At 65.3% G+C, this 20,485-nt stretch carries 18 protein-coding genes; 1 reads left to right on the top strand and 17 read right to left on the bottom strand.

All coding sequences use genetic code 11. From position 1 onward, the window contains the following. Nucleotides 1–15: 15 nt before the first annotated feature. From AC3WOH_RS07980 to AC3WOH_RS08005, 6 genes are all read right to left on the bottom strand, one after another. Nucleotides 16–1,422 (bottom strand): ApeA N-terminal domain 1-containing protein, encoded by a 1,407-nt coding sequence (locus tag AC3WOH_RS07980; RefSeq protein ID WP_492228823.1) that lies wholly within the window; start codon nucleotides 1,420–1,422, stop codon nucleotides 16–18. Nucleotides 1,423–1,612: 190 nt separating this feature from the next. Then, a complete protein-coding gene (locus AC3WOH_RS07985) occupies nucleotides 1,613–2,656 on the bottom strand; it encodes a patatin-like phospholipase family protein (RefSeq protein ID WP_492228824.1) in 1,044 nt (347 codons plus the stop codon). A 77-nt stretch (nucleotides 2,657–2,733) separates the two neighbouring features. Then, complete coding sequence (locus tag AC3WOH_RS07990; RefSeq protein ID WP_492228825.1) at nucleotides 2,734–3,222, bottom strand: nucleoside deaminase; 489 nt, start codon at nucleotides 3,220–3,222, stop codon at nucleotides 2,734–2,736. After that, nucleotides 3,215–3,982 (bottom strand): ABC transporter permease, encoded by a 768-nt coding sequence (locus AC3WOH_RS07995; protein WP_184856883.1) that lies wholly within the window; start codon nucleotides 3,980–3,982, stop codon nucleotides 3,215–3,217. Before AC3WOH_RS07995 ends, AC3WOH_RS07990 begins: the two co-directional genes overlap by 8 nt. A 138-nt stretch (nucleotides 3,983–4,120) precedes the next feature. Then, on the bottom strand, nucleotides 4,121–4,945 hold the full coding sequence (locus AC3WOH_RS08000; protein ID WP_492228826.1) for an ABC transporter ATP-binding protein: 825 nt from the start codon (nucleotides 4,943–4,945) through the stop codon (nucleotides 4,121–4,123). Between the two features lie 138 nt (nucleotides 4,946–5,083). Continuing rightward, nucleotides 5,084–6,118, bottom strand: coding sequence for an ABC transporter substrate-binding protein (locus tag AC3WOH_RS08005; protein ID WP_492228827.1), 1,035 nt, complete (start codon nucleotides 6,116–6,118; stop codon nucleotides 5,084–5,086). A gap of 314 nt (nucleotides 6,119–6,432) precedes the next feature. On the opposite strand from AC3WOH_RS08005, the gene AC3WOH_RS08010 reads away from it, so the two are divergent. Continuing rightward, on the top strand, nucleotides 6,433–7,251 hold the full coding sequence (locus tag AC3WOH_RS08010) for an HDOD domain-containing protein (protein ID WP_492228828.1): 819 nt from the start codon (nucleotides 6,433–6,435) through the stop codon (nucleotides 7,249–7,251). Between the two features lie 62 nt (nucleotides 7,252–7,313). On the opposite strand, the gene AC3WOH_RS08015 is transcribed toward AC3WOH_RS08010, so the two are convergent. The 11 genes from AC3WOH_RS08015 to AC3WOH_RS08065 all read right to left on the bottom strand — a co-directional run bounded on the left by AC3WOH_RS08015 (nucleotide 7,314) and on the right by AC3WOH_RS08065 (nucleotide 20,368). Next, entirely contained in the window at nucleotides 7,314–9,620 is a 2,307-nt protein-coding gene (locus AC3WOH_RS08015) for an NADP-dependent malic enzyme (RefSeq protein WP_492228829.1), read from the bottom strand. A gap of 237 nt (nucleotides 9,621–9,857) precedes the next feature. Then, on the bottom strand, nucleotides 9,858–10,178 hold the full coding sequence (locus AC3WOH_RS08020) for a DUF6471 domain-containing protein (RefSeq protein WP_492228830.1): 321 nt from the start codon (nucleotides 10,176–10,178) through the stop codon (nucleotides 9,858–9,860). Between the two features lie 4 nt (nucleotides 10,179–10,182). After that, nucleotides 10,183–12,009, bottom strand: coding sequence for an ATP-binding protein (locus AC3WOH_RS08025; RefSeq protein WP_492228831.1), 1,827 nt, complete (start codon nucleotides 12,007–12,009; stop codon nucleotides 10,183–10,185). Nucleotides 12,010–12,048: 39 nt separating this feature from the next. Further along, nucleotides 12,049–12,753, bottom strand: coding sequence for a PspA/IM30 family protein (locus AC3WOH_RS08030; protein WP_492228832.1), 705 nt, complete (start codon nucleotides 12,751–12,753; stop codon nucleotides 12,049–12,051). 21 nt (nucleotides 12,754–12,774) lie between these two features. After that, nucleotides 12,775–13,626 (bottom strand): hypothetical protein, encoded by an 852-nt coding sequence (locus AC3WOH_RS08035; protein WP_492228833.1) that lies wholly within the window; start codon nucleotides 13,624–13,626, stop codon nucleotides 12,775–12,777. A gap of 7 nt (nucleotides 13,627–13,633) precedes the next feature. Then, a complete protein-coding gene (locus AC3WOH_RS08040) occupies nucleotides 13,634–14,527 on the bottom strand; it encodes a hypothetical protein (RefSeq protein WP_492228834.1) in 894 nt (297 codons plus the stop codon). Then, nucleotides 14,524–15,360 carry an ABC transporter ATP-binding protein gene (locus AC3WOH_RS08045; RefSeq protein WP_492228835.1) on the bottom strand — a complete coding sequence of 279 codons (837 nt, stop codon included), beginning with the start codon at nucleotides 15,358–15,360 and terminating at the stop codon, nucleotides 14,524–14,526. The genes AC3WOH_RS08040 and AC3WOH_RS08045 overlap by 4 nt, the downstream gene beginning before the upstream one ends. 34 nt (nucleotides 15,361–15,394) lie before the next feature. Next, nucleotides 15,395–16,198, bottom strand: coding sequence for an ABC transporter permease (locus tag AC3WOH_RS08050; protein ID WP_184856872.1), 804 nt, complete (start codon nucleotides 16,196–16,198; stop codon nucleotides 15,395–15,397). A gap of 13 nt (nucleotides 16,199–16,211) precedes the next feature. After that, nucleotides 16,212–17,921 carry a phosphate ABC transporter substrate-binding/OmpA family protein gene (locus AC3WOH_RS08055; protein ID WP_492228836.1) on the bottom strand — a complete coding sequence of 570 codons (1,710 nt, stop codon included), beginning with the start codon at nucleotides 17,919–17,921 and terminating at the stop codon, nucleotides 16,212–16,214. A 13-nt stretch (nucleotides 17,922–17,934) separates the two neighbouring features. Beyond that, nucleotides 17,935–18,639: a hypothetical protein gene (locus AC3WOH_RS08060; RefSeq protein ID WP_492228837.1), complete on the bottom strand. Its 705-nt coding sequence runs from the start codon at nucleotides 18,637–18,639 to the stop codon at nucleotides 17,935–17,937. Nucleotides 18,640–18,880: 241 nt separating this feature from the next. After that, complete coding sequence (locus AC3WOH_RS08065) at nucleotides 18,881–20,368, bottom strand: nucleobase:cation symporter-2 family protein (protein WP_492228838.1); 1,488 nt, start codon at nucleotides 20,366–20,368, stop codon at nucleotides 18,881–18,883. Nucleotides 20,369–20,485: the final 117 nt, after the last annotated feature.

Raw genomic sequence — 20,485 nt, forward strand, 5'->3', positions numbered from 1 at the left:
CGGATCTGTCAGGCACTACGACAAGGCAATTTCAATGATTCCGAGCTTTCCCTTGAAGCTCTCAGACTTCTTGCACATGGCATCGATTTCCTGGTGCGTGAAGCCGCAGAGTTTTAAGACGTGGAGCTGGAAAAGCACTTCGAGAACAATGCACAGCTTGTAGAGCTGACCGCCCTCGGCACTTTGTTTTTTCCCCGCTGCATCGTAGTGCGTCAAGTAGTTCCGTGTCGCAACGATTTTGTCAATTCGCGGCTTGGTCTTCTTGGTATCCCCGAAAATGTATGTGAACTCATTGAACAACTCCTTCAGGCGCTGACGCAGAGAAGGCTCGTTTCCGTACTTCAATCGAGGTTCCAGCCAATCCTTGAACTCCTTTGGGACCGCGCTTTCAAGCAGCACTGTCAGCTCTTCGTATTTTTCTTCAGGGAAGGCTTTGCTGGAGGAGGTATGCCGGTGCAACGACTCGCAGGCCTGCGCCAGCATCAGGAATTTGTTGTCGAGATAGAGTTCGCGCCCTTTGTTGACTGCGAAGTACAGGTTGAAAGGGGCCACATACTTTTGATAATTCGTCAGCCACGAATCGAACTTACCAGCAAAATCTTCTCCCACATCTGAAAACTGGAACAACGTGTATCGCGGCCTGATATCTGCCAACTTGGGTTCCGCCTTGAAGGCTGGTACGTAGTAGAGGGTGAGCAACTCTTCTTGCACCTTCTCGCTCACGGCCTTGACGAAATTTTTGGAACGCAGTGTGATCTCTTCAAAGCTGACCAGCTGATTGATGCCGACCGATGCGAAGCTCACGAAGCGATGGACCATCTCCAGAACGTCATCAAGAGGTGTAGCCTTGATGAACCGAAAGCTTACCCATGTCTTCTGGGTGATCTTCGCCTCGCGGTATTGAATGGTTGAAGGTACCGTCCATGCCGTGTAAAGCCGAACTGTTGTACCGTCAGAAAGTGTCCATTCTTTTTCTGGCGGGGGTACGAAAGTGACCGCTGCGCTAGACGGTTTGGGGAGGGCGAAGATGGTGCTGATGGGGGCAAACTCCAGCCATTCATTTAGCGCATCGCTGTAGATGTCAACCCGATCAAATTCTAGGGGTTCGTCTTGACCGAAATGCACGCCAAACAATGCAAGGCCAACACGAAATGTTGTCTGAGAGACACCCGGAATATTCAGTGTCCGCTTGATGACCTGGCACTCGTCCAACGTAATCGACTTGCCTGTATGGGAGAGCCCGAGAATACGGCCAAGCTCCTTGTCGTCATTCACCTCCATGACGCCCCCAGACAGGACCCCCATCAACTCAAGCTGCAGTCGTCCATCGTCAGTGGCAAAAAAACGTCCAGGCACTTGGTTTTCAGGTGTCGCTGGGAGCCAAAAGTAGCCACCAAGGGTGGGGGGACTGAGGGTGCTCATGGTTGTCTACGACCTCTGGCAAGATCTTTTGCCACACTCATCTGCCGACCAATTCGCGGGGGCCTTGAACCGGCGCAAGCGAAGGCCGTTGCGATTCTCTCGCAGTCTCGTTCTGAGGAGTGACGTTGCGCGCAACACCGTATCACTTGGGCGCCGCCACATTTCCGCGTGAGTGCTCTGCGGGCGCCGCCTACTTCGCCCCCACACACCCCTCCCCCATCCCCGCCATCCCAGCCAACTTCTGCAAACTCGACCGCTTCTCCAGACAAGCCTTGTACTCCGCCTCCCGCACCTTCTCCTGCGCCAGTTGCGCAGCACGCGCACGCTCGGCCTGCAACTGGGCTATCCGTTCGCGGATCTGCGGCATGGCGGCCAGGGCGGCCTTCTCGCCTTCCAGAATCGCGCTGGCGCGCTGGGCAAAATCGGCGGGACCGATGTCCAGCACCTGGGGGCGGATCACCACGTCGGCGCGGGCCAGTTCGGCCTCGCCCAGCTTCTGGCCCATGATGGCGATGGACTGGCCCAGGGTGCCCAGCATGTCGCCGGGCGTCTTGCCGCGGGCCTTGTTCGATATGTCCACGGCCACCACCACGTCGGCGCCCAGTTGGCGTGCGGCGTCCACGGGCACGGGGCTCACGATGCCGCCGTCCACAAAGTGGTACTTGCCGATGGTCACAGGCTGGAACACGCCGGGCACGCTGCTCGATGCGCGCACGGCCTGGCCGGTGTTGCCGCGGGCGAACACGGTGCGCTCGCCGTCTTCCAGCCGCGTGGCCACGGCCACGAAAGGCTTGGCCATCTGCTCCAGGGTCTTGCGGCCCACCTGTTCGTTGACGTAGTCCTCGAGCTTCTTGCCCACCACCAGCCCGCCGGACGACAACTGCAAATCGCGGATCTTGGCTTCGTCCAGCGCCACGGCCTTTTCCTGCATGTCAAAGGCGTTCATGCCGCTGGCGTACAGCGCGCCCACCACGGCGCCCGCGCTGGTGCCCGAGACGACGGCGGGCGCATAGCCATTGGCCTCCAGCATCTTGATCACGCCGATGTGCGCAAAGCCCTTGGCCGCGCCGCCGCCCAGGGCAATGCCGACCTTGATGGGGGCGGGTGCTGCGGCCGGGGTTGCTGGTGCAGCAGTGGTGGTGGGTTGGCTGGGAGCGGTGCCACCCCCGCATGCGGACAGGCCGGCCACGGCCAGTGCAAGCGCCAGGGGGCGCAGATGAATGTGCAGGCGCATGATGGTGCCGAAAGATCCTGTATCAACCACAGGGCGGCGAGTATATCGGCGGCACCTTTCCGCAGTCGCGGCCAGGGTCAGCGCCAGAAGTCTCTATGGAGTGCGGTGATTTCGTCTTCCAGCGCCGGCACCGGGCCCAGCACCTCCGTGGCGCGCTGGCCGGCGGCAAAGACCGTGCGGCAGGGCAGGTCCAGCGTGGGGTTCTCGGGGTGGTCGCCGGTCAATGCCTTCAGGGCCGACTCCTCGGCGCCGTACAGCACGCGGCCAATGCCGGCCCAGTAGATGGTGCCCGCGCACATGGCGCAGGGCTCGAAGGTGGTGACCAGCGTGCACTGGGCCAGGTAGGCCCCGGGGTAGTTGGCCGCGGCCGTGCGCGCCAGCGTGCTTTCGGCATGGTTCACGGTGTCGATGTTGCCCTGTTCGGCCAGCACGGTTTCGCCATCGGGCGCCACCAGCAGGGCGCCGAAGGGGTGGCGGCCCATGCCCATGGCGCGCTGCGCCACGGCATTGGCGCGGCGCAGCAGGGCGGCCGTTTGGGCTTCGCTCAGCACCGTCGTGTTATTCACCTTGAGAACCGCGGTGGGCCCAGCCGGTGGTGCGCTTTTCCACCCAGCTGAACAGTTCGTACATCACCATGGCCATGGCGCCCACCACCATCAGGCCGGCAAAGGCCAGGCCCATCTGCATGGACGAGCCAGCGCTGATCAGCAGGTAGCCGATGCCCTCGTTGGCGGCAGTCATCTCCGACACGGTGGTGCCCACAAAGGCCAGGGTAATGGCCACCTTGAGCGAGCCGTAGAAGTACGGCATGGAGCGCGGCAGGCCCACCTTGGTGAGCACGTCCCAGCGCTTGGCGCCCAGCACGCGCAGCACGTCTTCCAGCTCGGGCTCCAGCGTGGCCAGGCCGGTGGCGATGTTCACCATGATCGGGAAGAAGCTGATGAGAAAGGCCGTGAGGATGGCCGGCCCCACGCCAATGCCGAACCACACCACCAGAATGGGCACGAAGGCGGCCTTGGGCAGGGCGTTGAAGGCCGTCATCAGCGGGTACACGGCGGCATATGCCAGGCGCGACGATCCGATCAAAAAGCCCAGCAGCACGCCCACCACGATGGCCAGGCCAAAGCCCGCCATGGTGACCCAGAAGGTGCGCCAGGCATGGCCGGCGATGACGCCGCCAAACTCTACCAGCTGCGAGCCGATGGCCCAGGGGCTGGGGAAGATGAATTCCGACACATTGAACGCCGAGCAGATGATCTGCCACAGCAAGACGATGGCGACGAGCAGGATCCAGGGGGACCAGCGTTCCGCAGTTTTCTTGTGCATGGTGTTTCTGGTTTTGTTTGTTCTTGGAGCGGATAAAAAAACTCAGTGAAGCGGTTCTGGCTAGGCGCTGCGTCGCAGGCAGTACGGTTAGTACGACAAGACGCAGCAACGACGCCAGAAGAGTTTTGTTAGCCGCTCCTATTGCTGGATGGGGGCGCCGGTCTTGCGCATGGCGCCTATGTGGCCGCGCAGCTCGTGCACGATGTCGGTGAACTCCTTGGTGTAGGTGATCTCCAGGTCGCGCGGGCGGGGCAGCTCGATGTCGCGGCGCACCACGAAGCGGCCGGGGCTCTTGCTCATCACGTACACCGTGTCGGCCAGAAAGACCGACTCGCGCAGGTCGTGCGTCACCAGGATCACGTTGAATTTCTGCTCGGCCTGCAGGTCGCGCAGAATGCACCACAGCTCTTCGCGCGTGAAGGCGTCGAGCGCGCCAAAGGGCTCGTCCAGCAGCAGCATCTTGGGCTCGTGGATCAGCGCGCGGCAGATGCTGGCGCGCTGCTGCATGCCGCCCGACAGCTGCCAGGGGAACTTGTCCTCATACCCACCCAGGCCCACCTTCTGCAGCAGGGCGCGGGCGCGGGCCTCGTACTCCTTGCGCTTTTGCTTGAACTGGCTGCGGTGGGGCTCCACGATCTCCAGCGGCAGCAGCACGTTGTCCACCGTGGTGCGCCAGGGCAGCAGCGAAGGCGCCTGGAAGGCCATGCCCGAGATCTTGAGCGGCCCGGTCACGGGCTTGCCGTCGATCAGAATCTTGCCCATCGAGGGCATCTTCAGGCCTGTGGCGAGCTTCATGAAGGTCGACTTGCCGCAGCCCGACGGGCCCACGATGGCGATGAACTCGCCCTGGCGGATCTGCAGGTCGATGGCCTCGACGGCAAAGTGGTTCTTGGCGAGCAGCTCTTCGTTGTACGCAAGCCAGACATCGCGGAAGTCCACGAAATAGGAATCGGCAGCCGTCATTGGGTGGTGTTCTTGTGGGCTGGGCCCGCCTGCCCATCAGTCAAGGCGGGCAGTGCGGGCGGTTCTAGGGGAATGCAAGGCTTCGGCCAGCAGCAGCGGCTTGCTGCCGCTGGCCGTGGGGGTCCATCAACCAATCACTTACTTCTTGGGCAGGATGTTCAGCTCGGCGGCAGGGGGCAAAAAGCTGTCGGTCCACACGTCGTCGGCCTTCACGCGGGTCTTGGTGTTGAAGGCGTCAGACACCTGCGATGCCATCAGCGACAGGCGGCCGGGCACGGCCTTGCCAAAGCCTTCGGCGCGTGCGTCGGGGCTGTTGATCACGGTGTCGATGGCCAGTTGCAGGCGGCGCGTTTCCAGCGGCACGTTGACGATGCCGTCGCGTGCCTTCACATGCTCGATGGAGGCGGCCGGGTTGGCCATGACTTCCTTGGCGCCCTTGGTGAAGGCCTTCAGGAAGGACTTGATCGCCTCGGGGTTCTCCTTGATGAGCTTGGGCGAGGCGATGATCACGTTGCCGTACAGCTTCACGCCGAAGTCGGCATAGGGCAGCACCACTACGTCGGCGGCCTTGGCGCCGCGCGCCTCCAGGTTCAGCAGCGAGGTGAAGGTGAAGCCGGTGATGGCGTCCACATCGCCGCGCACCAGCATGGTTTCGCGCAGCGGGGGGTCCATGGCGGTCCACTGCACGTTGCCCACGCTGTTGGCCTTCTGGAAGATGGGGAAGGCGCGGCGGCCGGCGTCGAACACCGGGGCGCCCAGCTTCTTGCCTGCCAGGTCGGCCGGCTTGGTGATGCCGCTCTTCTTGAGCGCCATGACCGAGGCGGGCGTGTTGTTGTATACCATCATCACCGCCACAGGCTTGTTCTGCGCGTCGGGGTTGTTGGCGTGGAATTCCATCACCGCAGCCAGGTCGGCAAAGCCCATGTCGTAGGTGCCCGAGGCCACGCGCTGCACGGCGCCGCCCGAGCCGTTGCCGGCGTCCACCGTCACGTCCAGGCCGGCGGCCTTGAAGTAGCCCTTGGCCACGGGCTGCAGGAACAGGGCGGCAGGGCCTTCAAAGCGCCAGTCGAGCTGGAACTTGATGGGCGTGGTGGCCTGGGCCTGGGCAGCCAGGGAGAAACCGCCAGCGGCGGCCAGCAGCACAGCGGCTTGCAGGAGGGTACGTTTGTTCATGCTTGGGTTCCTGTCAGTGGGTGGCAGAGGACGGCGGGGCGGTGCGCAAGCACCGCCGCTGTGCCATGCAGGGGAATCAGCAAAAACGATGCCCGCTTTCAGACTCGCGGGGCCGTTTTGCGGACTATTGTTCGCCACATTGGTGCATGCCGGACTGCAGGTTTTCCCGAAATGGTGCACCAGGCGTGTATGCCACCGTGGCACACCACGTATTCACCACAGGGGTGCGGGATTGGGAAAAAACCTGCCCCCGCAAAACCGTGCCGGTGGTACAACGAAAGTCCATTCATACCCCATGGTCAAGGGAGGATCTCATGGCGAATATCCAGGAATTCTTCGAAAACGTGCAGCTGCCCACCATCCCCGACGTGGCGCGCGAGCTGATCGCCACCATGAAGGAGGACGACATCCCCTTCGAGAAGGTGCGCGGGGCGATCTCCAAGGACCCGGCCCTTACGGCCAAGCTCATCCGCCTGGCCAACAGCGCGCGCTTCGGCCTGCCGCGCCAGGTGGCCTCGCTCGACGATGCCATCACCATGGTGGGCCTGAACCAGGTGCGCACGCTGGCCCTGGCGTCGTGCATGTCCGGCGTGTTCAAGGACGCCGCGGGCGTGGATGCCGACGCCTTCTGGAAAGAGAGCATGGCCATTGCCGGCTACTCGCAGTGGCTGGCGCGTACCCTGGGGTCGGACGTGCAGGAGTCGTGGCTCGCGGGCTTTCTGGTGCGCCTGGGCGAACTCATCATTGCGCAGAAGATGCCCGAGCAGATCCCTGCCATCGAACAGCTGCCCCACCACGCGGGCGGCCGCTGGGAGCGTGAGCGCTCGCTGCTGGGCTTTACCGAGGCCCAGGTCACGGGCGAGCTGGCGCGGCGCTGGCGCTTCCCCGACACCATCGTGCGCGCGCTGGAGACGGCCGAGGACCCTGTCGCCTCGGCACCGTTCTGCCGCCTGGGCGGCATCCTGCACGTGGCCACGCTGCTGGCCGAGATCGGGCTCGAAGAGCCCAAGTCGCCCGCCGACACCATCGCCAGCCTGCCGGCCGATGTGACCAAGGCCCTGCAGCTCGATGCCGACTGGCTCATCGAGCACCTGCCGCCTGTGGCCAACTATGTAGACGTTTCGGTACGCTGAGGGTCATCTTCTGAAACGACAAAGGGGGCCGAGGCCCCCTTTGTCATTGGCGCTGCTGCAGATCAGCGTGCGCGCGTGGCCGCGCTGGCCACAGCCAGGGCGGTCATGTTGAACACCCGGCGCACCGTGGCCGCAGGGGTCAGGATGTAGGCCGTGGCGGCACCACCCATGAGGATGGGGCCCACGGTCACACCGCCGCTTGTGGTGGTCTTGAGCACGTTGTACAGGATGTTGGCCGCGTCCAGGTTGGGGCAGATCAGCAGGTTGGCCGAGTCGGTGAGCGTGGAATCCGCCATGTAGGCATTGCGGATGTTGGGCTCCAGCGCGGCGTCGCCGTGCAGTTCGCCGTCGCACTCGATCTCGGGGTGGGCGGCCACGAACAGGTCGCGTGCTTCGCGCATCTTGCGGGCCGAGGCGCGCTTGGACGAGCCATAACTCGAATGCGACAGAAAGGCCACCTTGGCCGGCAGGCCGAAGCGCTGCACTTCCTGCACCGACATCCAGGCGATGTCGGCCAGCTGCTGGGCCGTGGGGTCTTCGTTCACATAGGTGTCGGCGATGAACAGCGTGCCGCGGTTGGTCATCAGCGCGTTGAGCGCGGCGTAGTCGTTCACGCCCTCCTGGCGGCCCAGGATGCTGTGGATGCGCTCCAGGTGCGTCTCGTAGGTGCCCACCAGGCCGCAGATCATGGCGTCGGCATCGCCCAGCGCCACCATCAGCGAGGCGATGATGGTGTTGGAGCGGCGCACCATGGCCTTGGCCACTTCGGGCGTGGCGCCGTTGCGCTTCATGAGGCCGTGGTAGTGCTCCCAGTACTGGCGGAAGCGCGGATCGTCCTCGGGGTTGCAGACCTCCACGTCCTTGCCCAGCTGCATGCGCAGGCCGGCCTTCTCGATGCGGGCGGCGATCACGGCGGGGCGGCCGATGAGGATGGGCTGGGCGATCTTGTCGTCAATGGCCATCTGCGCGGCACGCAGCGCGCGCTCGTCCTCGCCATCGGCGTAGGCCACGCGCTTGCTGCCTTCGGGCAGGGTCTTGGCCGCGTTGATCACGGGGCGCATCAGCATGCCGGTCTGGTAGACGAAGCGCGACAGGGCCTCCTTGTAGGCCTCCATGTCGGTGATGGGGCGCGTGGCCACGCCCGATTCGGCCGCTGCCTTGGCCACGGCAGGCGCGATCTTGAGGATCAGGCGCGAGTCGAACGGCGTGGGGATCAGGTAGTCGGGGCCGAAGGTGAGTTCCTTGCCCGCATAGGCGCTGGCCACTTCTTCGCTGATGTCGGCCTTGGCCAGGTCGGCGATCTGGCGCACGCAGGCCAGCTTCATGGCCTCGGTGATCTTGGTCGCGCCGCAATCGAGTGCGCCACGGAAGATGTAGGGGAAGCACAGGACGTTGTTGACCTGGTTGGGGTAGTCCGAACGGCCCGTGGCGATGATGCAGTCCGGCCGCACGGCCTTGGCCAGCTCGGGGCGGATCTCGGGTTCGGGGTTGGCCAGTGCCAGGATGATGGGCTTGGTGCCCATGGTCTTGACCATCTCGGCCGTGAGCACGCCGGCGGCCGAGCAGCCCAGGAACACGTCGGCACCGTTGACCACGTCGGCCAGGGTGCGTGCCTCTGTCTTTTGCGCATAGCGCTGCTTGGAGGCATCGAGCCCGCCGGGGCGGCCGTCATAGATCACGCCCTTGGAGTCGACCATGTAGACGTTTTCGCGCTTCACGCCCAGGCCCACCATCACGTCCACACAGGCAATGGCCGCGGCGCCCGCGCCCGACACGGCGATCTTCACTGCGCCAATGTCCTTGCCCACCAGCTCCAGGCCGTTGAGCAGCGCGGCGCTGGAGATGATGGCCGTGCCGTGCTGGTCGTCGTGGAAGACGGGGATGTTCAGCCGGTCCGACAGCTTCTTCTCGATGTAGAAGCACTCGGGCGCCTTGATGTCTTCCAGGTTGATGCCGCCCAGCGTGGGCTCCAGCGAGGCGATGATGTCCACCAGCTTGTCGGGGTCGCGCTCGGCCAGCTCGATGTCGAACACGTCCACGCCCGCGAACTTCTTGAACAGGCAGCCCTTGCCTTCCATCACTGGCTTGCTGGCCAGCGGGCCGATGTCGCCCAGGCCCAGCACGGCCGTGCCGTTGGTGACCACGCCGACCAGGTTGCCGCGCGAGGTGAAGTCGAACGCCTTGGACGGGTCGGCCTGGATGTCCAGGCAGGGGTAGGCCACGCCGGGCGAGTAGGCCAGCGACAGGTCGCGCTGGTTGGACAGGGGCTTGGTGGGGGTGACCGCAATCTTGCCCCGGCTGGGGTTGCGGTGGTATTCACGGGCCGCGTCGCGCAATGCCTCTTCGGCGGCGGAAAGGTTCTGTGTCATACGGAAATCCTGCAGGAGATTCTCAGCAAATGCCGAAAATGAGCTTACTCCAAGGAGAGAGCTGTCGGAGTGAGGGTTAATGCGTTGATTGCATGGAGTCCAACCTGGGTTCCATCGGTGGAGTGGGCTCAGGGTGGAGGCCTGGCCTTGCCCGGTGGGGCAGGTGAGGCGGGGGGGCTGTGGGCCCCGGTGCATGGCAAAAGCCGGATTGTCTTCCTTTTCGGAAAGCCAATAGGCTTATCCAGGTTTGGTCAGTCGTGCCTTTTTGTTGGCTTCCACCTTGCGGGTGGCCGGCGCCAGGCCGGGGATCTCCAGTTGCGTCAGGTCCAGCTGCGTCACGCCCATGCTGCGCAGCAACAGCAGAAAGTCGGCGGCCTTGAAGGCGCCCCGGCTCTGCTTGGTGGTGAGGTTGTTGGCGGTCTGGTCGATGCCCAGTTCGGTGAGCAGCTCCGAGACCTCCTGCCAGCCCCAGTGCTTGTCGTTCTTGGCCGCAGTCAGGGCCCGACGCACCTGGTCTTTGGCCAGGGCGTGGACATTTGGGGCGCCGTCGCTGCGCATGGCATCACAGGCGCAACTGGGCGCGCACACGCTTCATCTCGGCGTGCAGCTCGTCGGTGGTGCGGTGCTTGAACTTCTCGGGCAGCAGGCTGCGGCGCGAGGCCTCGGAGATGGCCAAGAGCTCCATGTACTCGATCATCAGCGTGTCGCGCGTGGGCATGTAGTCCACGGCGGCCTGCAGAAATACCTCGCGCGTGAGCCGGCCATCGCCGCGCTCGGCCAGGTCGATGGACAGCAGGGTCAGCGCCTCCAGCTCGGCGTTGGAGAACTCGGTGTCTTCGAGCGCGGCCTCCATCCAGGCTTCATCGGCGCCATCGTCCTGCTCCTGCTGCGACAGCGGCTCGACCGCCTTGCCAAAGCGCTTCAGGATCACACGCACGATGTTCGCGCGCTCGGCCCCGTTCTCGGGGAAGAACAGCGGTATCTTGGTGTCGAAGCGCCCGGGCCGCTTCATGTCGGCGTCGAGCTTGTCGGGCCGGTTGGTCATCATGATGAACAGCACCTGGCCGCGGTTGTCGGTGTCCGACATGAACTCCTTGAGCCGCGCCGTGACGCGCGACGACGTGCCGCCGTCCTCGTCACCCTCACCGCCCAGGCTGCGGTCGCCTTCGTCGATGATGAGCGCGATCGGCCCCATGGCCTTGACCATGGCCAGCACCTTCTCCAGGTTGCTTTCGGTCGCGCCCACCCACTTGGAGCGGATGTTTTTGAGCATCACCGCCGGTATGCCGGCCTCGCGCACGAAGGCCTTGGTCACGAAGGTCTTGCCCGAGCCCATGGGCCCCACGACCAGAATGCCCATGGGGATGCGCGCCACGGTGCCCGAGCGCACGGCGGCGGCAATGGCGGCCAGCTCGGCCTTGACCATGGTCATGCCGCCCACGCCTTCCAGGCCCATCTTGGGCTCGACGAACTCGATCAGGCCAAAGCACTCCTGCGTCACCAGTTCGCGTTTGCGCGTGCGCAGCAGCGCGGCGATCTCCTCGAAGGCATTGTTGCCCTTGGCTGGCGCCTTGCTGCCCGGCTGCAGCAGGTGGCGTATCTGCTCATTGGTCTGGCCACTGGTGAGCTTGGTCAGTTGCTTGGCGCGCGCCTCGGCGTCCTCGGTGCCGGCAATCAGCTCCTGGATCAGCGCTTCGCGCTCGGCATCGTTGGGCGCCTGCGCATTGGCGTCGTTGCCCAGCAGGCCGAACAGCTGCACCAGGCGCAGGCCCGAGGCCTGCTGCGCCAGCCGCGTCACCTGGTCGGCGTGCAGCGAGGCATCGGCCATGCGGATCGTGGTCTCGCGCTCGGCCTGGCCAGGCATGGGGATCTCGACCGCGGCGATGCGCGGGTTCGACAGGATCTGCGCGTTCAGCTCGGTCAGCGATTCCACCAGCAGGAAGACCACGTTGTCGCTGTCGCCGATCTGCGGGCTCAGCGACCAGCGGTGCAGCTTGGCGATGGCCTGGCGGTCGTGCATGGTCATCATGCCCGGGTCGCCCGCAGGGAAGAGGGAGCCCGCGTAGTGGATCACCACGGCCGTGCCGCTCTCGTGCATCAGCGCCTGCTCGATGCCCTCCAGGGGCTCCGCTTCGGCATCGAAGGCCCGGCCCGCCAGCGCGCTCGTGCCCGAGGCGATGCTGTGCGAGAGCACGCGCTTTTTCTTGCCCTCGAGCAGCGAGCGGAACAGGTACTGCTCCAGCTCCACGAACTTGCCATCGAGCAGGATGCGGTCGTAGATGTTGCGGTACAGCACGAAGACCGATGCATCGCCGCTCAGGTAGCGCCGGCGCACGGTGTCGACCCAGGCGGGCGTAGCGGGCACTGCGGAGGGGGAGGGTGTGCTCACGGGGTTCCTTGGCGACGGTGGTGCTGCTCTGCTGGCTTACTACATCTGCTTGGCCGCGCCGCCCTGGGCACGCGCCGCCTTGAGCTGCGCCAGTTGCGCCTCGGCCGTGGCGCGCGAGGCGCCCTTTTGCAGGCCCTTCATGCGCACGTCCAGGTCGGCGCCGCGCAGCTCGTCGCCCAGGTTGGCTTCGGAGATCACGTTGGCGATGTGGCCGCGCACGTTGTCCAGCGCGCGGATCTCGGCGTCGATGGACAGGCCTTCGAGCTGGTTGTGGATCTGGATCTTGGCCTTGGCGCCGGCCAGCTTGGCCAGGTTGCGGTCGCGTTCTTCTTCCACGCGCTTGATCTCGCTCTTCATCTCCAAGAGCGCGTCCTTGATCTTCTCGGCCTCGGCCATGGCCGTCTCGGCCTCGGCCGTGAGCTCGGTCACCGCCTGGTCGTTGTCGTTCTTCATCTGCAGGATGCTCACGGCCAGGTCGTCCTGGTTGGTGTCCATGGCCTGCTGCAGGTTGGCTTCGAGCTGCGCCTGCTTTTGCTTGGCGTTGTGCAGGCGCGTGGTCACGTCGTCACGCTGGCGGATGATGGCGGCCGCCGCCGTCTTCAGGCGGTCGTAGTTGGCCTTCATGCTGTTGATCGAGTTCTCGTAGGCGATTTCGGGGTTGTTCTTCTCGATGCCCGAGACGAACAGCGACAAAAAGCCCGAGAACAGGTTGCCGATGCGGCCGAAGAAGTTGGAAGAAGCCATGGTGCAGGTTCCTTGCTTTGCTTAGCTGTTGTTGACGTTGTCGAAGAAGGTGCGGTGGTCCTGGGCGAAGGCGACGAAGCCCTGCTCCACCTGGGCCAGCATGGCGGCATGCTGGGCGGGGGGGATGTAGGCAAAGGCGGCGTTCACGCCCTGGGTGGCCCACTCGAAGTGGTCGGCCTCCACGGCCCCGCCTTCGCCCGAGTGGATGCCCACCCAGGACAGGGCCTTGTGCCGGGTGCCGCCGATGTCCACCTCGGTGTGGAACAGGCGCTCGGCCAGGCCGCCGTCGGCCTCGCGCAGCGTGGCGCCGATCACGGTGAATTCGCGGTCGGCCAGCAGCTCGCTGCCCAGGTGGTAACCCATCGCGTGGAAGATGGCCTCCAGCGTGTCTGGCTGGCCGCCGCCGTAGCCGCGCAGCACGCCCTGGTTCAGCACCTTGAGCCAGGCAGGCTCGGCCGCCAGCGCATTCACCGTGGCCATGTCGGCCCCGGGCATGGTGGTCTGCACGATGCCCTTGAGGAAGGCCTGCGCCAGGTTGCGGTGCGGGTCGCGGGCGCGCGTGGAGTGGTCGTCGAACTCGTCGCGTGCCGCATCGAAGATGTAGCTGGCCACCAGCACATTGCGGTCGGCCGCGGGCAGAAAGGGCTCGGCCGGGTCGGTGAACAGGTGGCGCGCACAGCCGATCTTGCCCGCCAGCGAGGCCACGCTGCAGCCGAAGTAGCCGTTCCAGGCGATGTAGCGCGCGAAAAAGCGCACCAGCTTGCCCGGCTCGTCGGACACGATGGCGGCCTTGAGCGATGCCTCCATCAGGCGCGTGTACTCGTCGAAATCGACAAGCGTCTGCAAGTGGGACTTCTGTACGGTGGTGGTCATCGGGGCCTCATTTCACGGATTGGGCAACGGGGCGGGGTGCCGCGGGTGCGGCGCTGGCCTTGGCTGCGGCAGGGCTGGGCACATGCACGCCGATGGTGTCCAGCTCCTCGCTGATGTCGGCTTCCAGGTTCTCCTCGATGGCCAGGCGGTCCACGCTTTCGCGCAGCCGGGCCGAGGCATCGCTGGCCATGGGCATGGAGACGGCCTGCTGGAACACCTCTTCGATGATGTCCGGCATGGACACCATGGCCGCTTCGATGGCGAACATGCGGCTGCTCAGGCGGCTGCTGCTCTCCAGCAGGCGCTGGTAGTCTTTGCGAGCCTGCAGCAACTGGCGGCGTTCGCGCTCGTCGGTGGTGGCGGCCAACTGGTCTTCCACGCTGCGCAGGCGGTCGGCGATCTCCTTGCGGCTGAGCTGGCTCTGGCGCTCGTTGGCGCTCACGATGGCTAGCCAGCGTGCCAGGTAGTCGCGCGTCACGTCCTTCAGGCGGTCGATGTCCTCCACGCTCAGCGCGCAGGTGCGGGCCTTGACCATGCGCTCCAGCGCGTCGATGCGCTCCAGCGTCTGCAGGTACACGCGCATGCGCTTGGAGGTGGGGTCGCACTGGCCACGGCTGTCCAGCTCCTTGAGCAGGCTGTCGATCTGCGCCTGGTAGCGCATGGCCGCGTACTTGCGCCGCACGCTGTAGCGGAAGGTGGACATGCCAGGCACATAGAGCAAGGCCAGGCCCTCCACGGCCGCGTACGCCGTGCCCACGAAGATGAAGCCCGGCAAGCCATAGGGAAACGAGGCCAGCACCGCCAGCGCCGCCGCGCCCAGCGAGGCCGTGACGTTCCACTTGCTGGTCAGAAACTCCTGGATGTAGGGGGGCTCTTCCCGTTCGCCCGGGGCGAATTTCATACGCTCAGCGTGATCTGGCCATGGCCCTTGGCGTCGCGCAGCGACGTGAGGATGCGGTCCTGCATGCGCAGCGTCTCGGTCGAGCGCGCCCAGGCCTCCGAGCGCGGGTGCTCGGCATGGATCATGAAGTCATCGGCGATCCTGGCCGGCTGGGGCGAGAGCACGATCACCCGGTCGCCCAGCGCCAGGGCCTCGCTCACATCGTGCGTGACGAACACCACCAGGCAGGGGTTGGCCTTGCACAGCGCCAGCAGCAGGCGCTGCATCTCCTCGCGCGTCTGCGGGTCGAGCGCGCCGAAGGGTTCGTCCATCAGCAGAATGCGCGGGCGCAGCACCAGCGCACGCGCCAGCGCCACGCGCTGGTTCTGCCCGCCCGAGAGCTGCGCCGGGCGCATGGCCTTCTTGTCGGCCAGGCCCACGGCGGCGAGGATGGTGTCCACGCGCTCCTTCACCTCGGCCGGGCTGATGCGGCCTTTCCAGAGCTTGAGCGTGAAGGGGAAGGCCACGTTGTCCCACACCGTCAGGTCGGGCCGGTTGGCGTACTGCTGGAACACCGTCACCGCATCGTCGTGCTGGTCCAGGCACTCCTTGCCGTCGATTTCCACCCGGCCCTGGGTGGGCGTCTTCACATTGAACGGGCGCACCCCGCCCATCATGCGCATCAGCGTCGATTTGCCGCAGCCCGAAGGGCCCAGCAGCATGTTGATGCTGGGGTTCTCCAGGTGCAGGTCGATGCCGTCGATCACGCGCAGCACGCCCCGGCCGTTGGCGGCAGGGTACTCCTGCACGATGCCGGTCATCTGGATGGAAATGCTCACAGGGCTCGATGTCATGCTTGGCTTGTTGTCGTAGGGGTTCTCAGGGCGATCACACCGTGCTTTCCCACGGGAACATCTTGCGTTTGGCCCACGTCATCAGCCGGTGCGTGATCAGCGCCAGCGCGATGATGGTGATGATGCCCGCGAACACCTGGTCCATGGCCGAGAAGCGGCGCGCGTTCTGGATCAGCTGGCCCAGGCCCTCCTTGGCGTTCACGTATTCGGCCACGGTGATGTAGGTCCACATCACCGACACCGCGATGATGATGCCGTCCACGATGCGTGGCATGGCCATGGGGATCACTGCGCGGCGTATGCACTCCCACGGCGTGGCGCCCAGGTCGCGCGCGCTCACCCAGTACGACTGCGGCACCGAGCGGATCGCATCGCGCACCAGCGGAATCAGGTAGACCACGGCGCCCGAGAACAGGAAGAAGATCTTCATTTCTTCGCCAATGCCGAACCACATCACCATGATGGGCAGCAGCGCCACGATGGGCGCCGAGCGGAACGGGTCGATCAGCGGCGACAGCGTGGCATTGATGCGCGGCGAGGCCCCCATCAGGATGCCGATGGGCAGCCCGATCAGGATCACCAGGATGCCGGCCACCACCAGGCGCCCGCCCGACCACAGCACCGAGGTCAGCAGCAGGCTCTCCTGGCGCACCGGGTCCCAGGCCAGGCGGTAGAAGGCCGTGGCCACCTCCCAGGGGGCGGGCAGGCGGTTGGAGCTGACCAGGCCCGAGGCGCTCACCAGCGCCCAGGCCACCAGCACCGCCACCACGGCCCCCACACCCAGCATGCGCTGGGTCTGGGGCGCGATCGGGTGGCTGGGGTTCCAGAAATGCGCCATCGCTGCCGCTCCCTCAGCGGGCCAGCACGGCGATGCGCGTGGCGCGGTTCATCTGGCGGCAGGTGTCCAGGTCCACCTCCAGCGCACCGGGGTTGGCTTCGTTGCAGATCGGGTTGTTCGAGCCATTGCCCACCACCTTGAAGCGCGCGGCCGGAATCTCCCACTGCGTCACCACGTACTTGGTCACCGCATCGGCGCGCGCCTTGGACAGGCGCTGGTTGGCCTGCGCACTGCCGGTGGAGTCGGTGTTGCCCGAGATCTCGAAGTACGCCGAGCCATTGCTGTTGATGAAGGGCACGACCTGGGTGTCGATCACCTCCTGCGCCTTCTTGGTCAGCTCGGCCTGGCCCACGGGGAAGTTCACGCTCACCGGCTTGGTCAGCGCGGCGGGGCGGGCCTCGGCCTTTTGCATGCCGGCCGTGTCGAAGGTGAACTCGGGCTTGGCAGCGGCAGCGCGCGCGGCCTGGTTGTCCTTGAGCAGGGCGTTGATGAAGCGGTAGTCGAACGAGTTCTGCGGCGAGACCACGGGCGAGTTCGGGTTGGCCAGCGAGCCGGCGGCGCGGTAGATCGCGTCGAACTCGCGGTACACGCGCTCATAGTGGTTGGTGTCGCCCGCCAGGCCCAGAATGCGGGCGTTGTCGTCCAGCCCCGTCCACACCAGGTTGGAGAACAGGCTGCTGATGAAGGGCATGCCTTCCTTCTTGGCCAACTGGTCGAAGAAAGGCTCGGTGCGCACCAGTGCCTCGGCCGCGCCCGCAGGGTTGGCGCGGGCGGCGGTCACGCCGTCCATCCAGCCCTTGACGAAGCCCTGGAAGGCCTGCTGGTTGGCCGGGTCCTGCAGCAGCTTCTGGTTGCAGACCATCACGTCGTAGATCAGGTTGGTGGCCACCTTGGTGGAGTACACCACGCGCGCGCCGGGGGTGGACTTGACGGCCAGCGACAGGTCCGGGTCCCACAGCACGGCCGCGTCCACGCTGCCGGCGGCAAAGGCCGCGCGCACGCCGGGCGTGCCCTCGTCGGCGTTGATGTAGACCACGCGGTCCAGCACATTGGCCTTTTGCTTGGCGCTCAGGCTGGAGTTGTTGATGGCGTTGATGAACAGGCCGTGCGAGGGCGTGTACTTGAGCAGCGCCACCTTCTTGCCCACCAGGTCCTCGATGCGCTTGATCTCCGGGTCGCGCGCGATCACCGCGTCGGCACCCTGGGTGTTGTCCACGATCATGATGGCGCGGCCATCGAGCTTGGTGTTGATCAGGTTGGGCTGCTCCTGCGCCCAGAAGTCCGAGGTGCGCCACGCGCACTGCGCGGTGTTGCTCTCGAAGATGGTGGTCAGCGTGGGAATATCGTCCTGGATGATGAACTCCACGTTCACCCCCGCCTTCTGGAAGATCGAGCCCGGCTGCGTCTTCAGGCTGTTGCCGTTGGCCACCAGGGCCGGCGCATAGCCGTGAAAGCTCACGATGCTGACCTTGAGCGGGTTGCCGGGCGAGCCCAGGGCGCCGCCCTTGGGTGCGGCGGCTGCCGGAGCCGAGGGCGCGCTGTTGTTGCCGGCCGCCACGGCAGGCGCCGAGCCGCTGCTTTGGTTGGCGACCTCGTGCGAGGCCTCGGTCTTGCCGAGCTTGTCCTGCACCCACATCTTGCCGCCCATGTTCCACAGAACGGAACCGGCAGCCCCCACGACGATGACCGCGATCAGCGCCTTGCCCAGACCAGTCAGTTGCATTGCTCTACTCCTGTTATTTTTGAATCGGTGAACCACCGGAGAACGTGATGACGATCTGGCCGAGGCGGCTCATCTCCGCATCGAGCCGGGCCGACTCCCTGTCCCCCGCCTCCTGGTTCGTCTTGGCGGCCGCGCGCACATCGGCCATCTGCTGCGCGGCACGTGCCACGCCGCGGTCCAGCAGCGCCGTCAGCTCGGCGATCTGCTTGCGCACCTGCGCGCTCTTGTCCTGCTCTTCGGCCTGGATGGCCGCGATCTCCCGGTCCGCATTTTGCAGTGCGGAAGCCACTTGCTGGGCGATTTTCTGCTTGGCAATGGCCAGCGCCTTCACCTTGCGTTGCGCGTCCAGCACGGAATCGTCCACCGTCCAGGTATCGTCGGCCTCGTCCATGGCGCGCACCGCCTGCTTGCGCACCTCCATGGGCATGCTTTCCAGCCCCGCCATCAGTTTGAGCAGCTTCTCGGCGGTATAGGCCACCACGGGCACATTGGCCTCGCGGTACAGGTCGGCAAAATCCTTTTGCTCCGCCACCACGCTCTGCTCGGGTGCCAGCACGGGCTGCGGTGCCGCGGCGGCGGGCGCAGGCGCAGGGTCCGGCTCCGGTTGGGGCTCGGGCTCGGAATAGGCCTCGGCAGGCGTGTCGTCCTGGGCGTGGTCTTCCGGGTCGAGCGTCACAAGCCCGGTGGCCGCCAACATCTTGCTGAATTTCGTGCGCATGGGATTCCTCGCAAAGGAGCAATCAATGTAACGTACCGCACGGTACGCCAGCTTGCACCGGTGCAAGTTGCGCGCCTGCAAAGTGTGTCCGATGCCACGCTTCAGAGGGGGAAGCGCCCGCCAGGGAGGTACCCGCTTTTCCATCGGTGTTGCATGGACTTTTTTGCACGGGCGGCCCGCCCAACCAAAAAAAGGCCCCCGGCGGTCAGCCGGGGGCCCTCTTTTTTGGGGTGCCAACGGGTCAGTGCGCGTCGGCCTGGCGGGCAGCGTTGATCACTGCGGAGGTATCGCCGCGTGCACCGTTGAAGAACACATTCAGCGCCACCGCCGTGATCGAGGCCAGCAGAATGCCCGACTCGATCAGCGGGTGGATGGCATGCGGCATCCACTGGCGGAAGTTGGGGGCGATCAGCGGGATCATGCCCACGCCGATGGAGACGGCCACGATCATGGCGTTGAAACGGTTGTTGCGGAAATCCACGCCGCCCAGAATGCGGATGCCCGTGGCCGCCACCATGCCGAACATCACCAGCCCGGCGCCGCCCAGCACCATGGTAGGCAGCGACTCCACCAGCGCCGCCATCTTGGGCAGCACGCCCAGCACGATCAGGATCACGCCGCCGGCCACGCAGACAAATCGGCTCTTCACGCCCGTCACCGCCACCAGGCCCACGTTCTGCGAGAAGCTGGTGTACGGGAAGGTGTTGAAAATGCCGCCCAGCAGCGTGCCCAGGCCGTCGGTGCGCAGGCCGCGGGTCAGGTCGTCCTGCTCGATCTTGCGGTCCGTCATGTCCCCCAGCGCCAGGAACATGCCGGTCGACTCGATCATCACCACGATCATCACCAGCGTCATGGTCAGAATCAGGATGGGGTCGAACACCGGCAGCGCGATCTCGAACGGCAGCACCAGATCGAACCAGTCGGCCTTGCCCACCTTCTCGAACGACATCAGCCCCATGGCAGCTGCCACCACGCCGCCGATCACAATGCCCAGCAGCACCGAGATGTTGGCGATGAAGCCCTTGGCGAACTTGGCGATCAAGAGAATGGACACCAGCACCAGGGTCGAGATGCCCACGCCCGTCAGGTCCGCATAGCGCGGGTTGGGCACCGTGGGCACCACCGCAAAGCCCTTGGGCACCGGCGGCAGCGAGGAGCCCGGGGCGCCGGCGGCCGACTGCGCCTCGGTCAGCCACTTGATGTGCTCGGGGTTCACCACATTGGGCGCCGTGGGGCCCACCGGGTTGCCGAAGATCCAGTTGATGCCCACGCGCATCAGGCTGATGCCGATGACCGCGATGATGGTGCCCGTGACCACCGGCGGAAAGAAGCGCAGCATGCGGCTGACCAGCGGCGCGATGGCGATCGAGATCACCCCCGCCCCGATCACCGAGCCGAAGATCAGCCCCGCCCCCGCCGTGCCACCCGTGCTCTGCGCCATGGACACCATGGGCGCCACCGAGGCGAACGTCACCCCCATCATCACCGGCAACTGGATGCCGAACCAGCGCGTGGCCCCCAGCGCCTGGATCAGCGTCACCAGGCCGCAGACGAACAGGTCGGCCGAGATCAGCTTGGCCACCTGGTCGGGCGTGAGGTTCAGCGCCCGCCCCACGATGAGCGGCACCGCCACGGCCCCCGCATACATCACCAGCACATGCTGCAAGCCCAGCGCCCCGAGGCGCCCTATGGGCAGTTGTTCATCCACAGGGTGCACGGAGGTGGACATGGGAGGGCTCCTTCAGGGGTTCATTGTTGGGGATAGGGGACGGTATCCATCTTCCGTGTACAACCATCCATACAAAAAGTGTATACACGATATGGCGACACTCTTATCCCGGTAAAC

Source organism: Acidovorax sp. FW305-C-20-28, assembly GCF_058783375.1.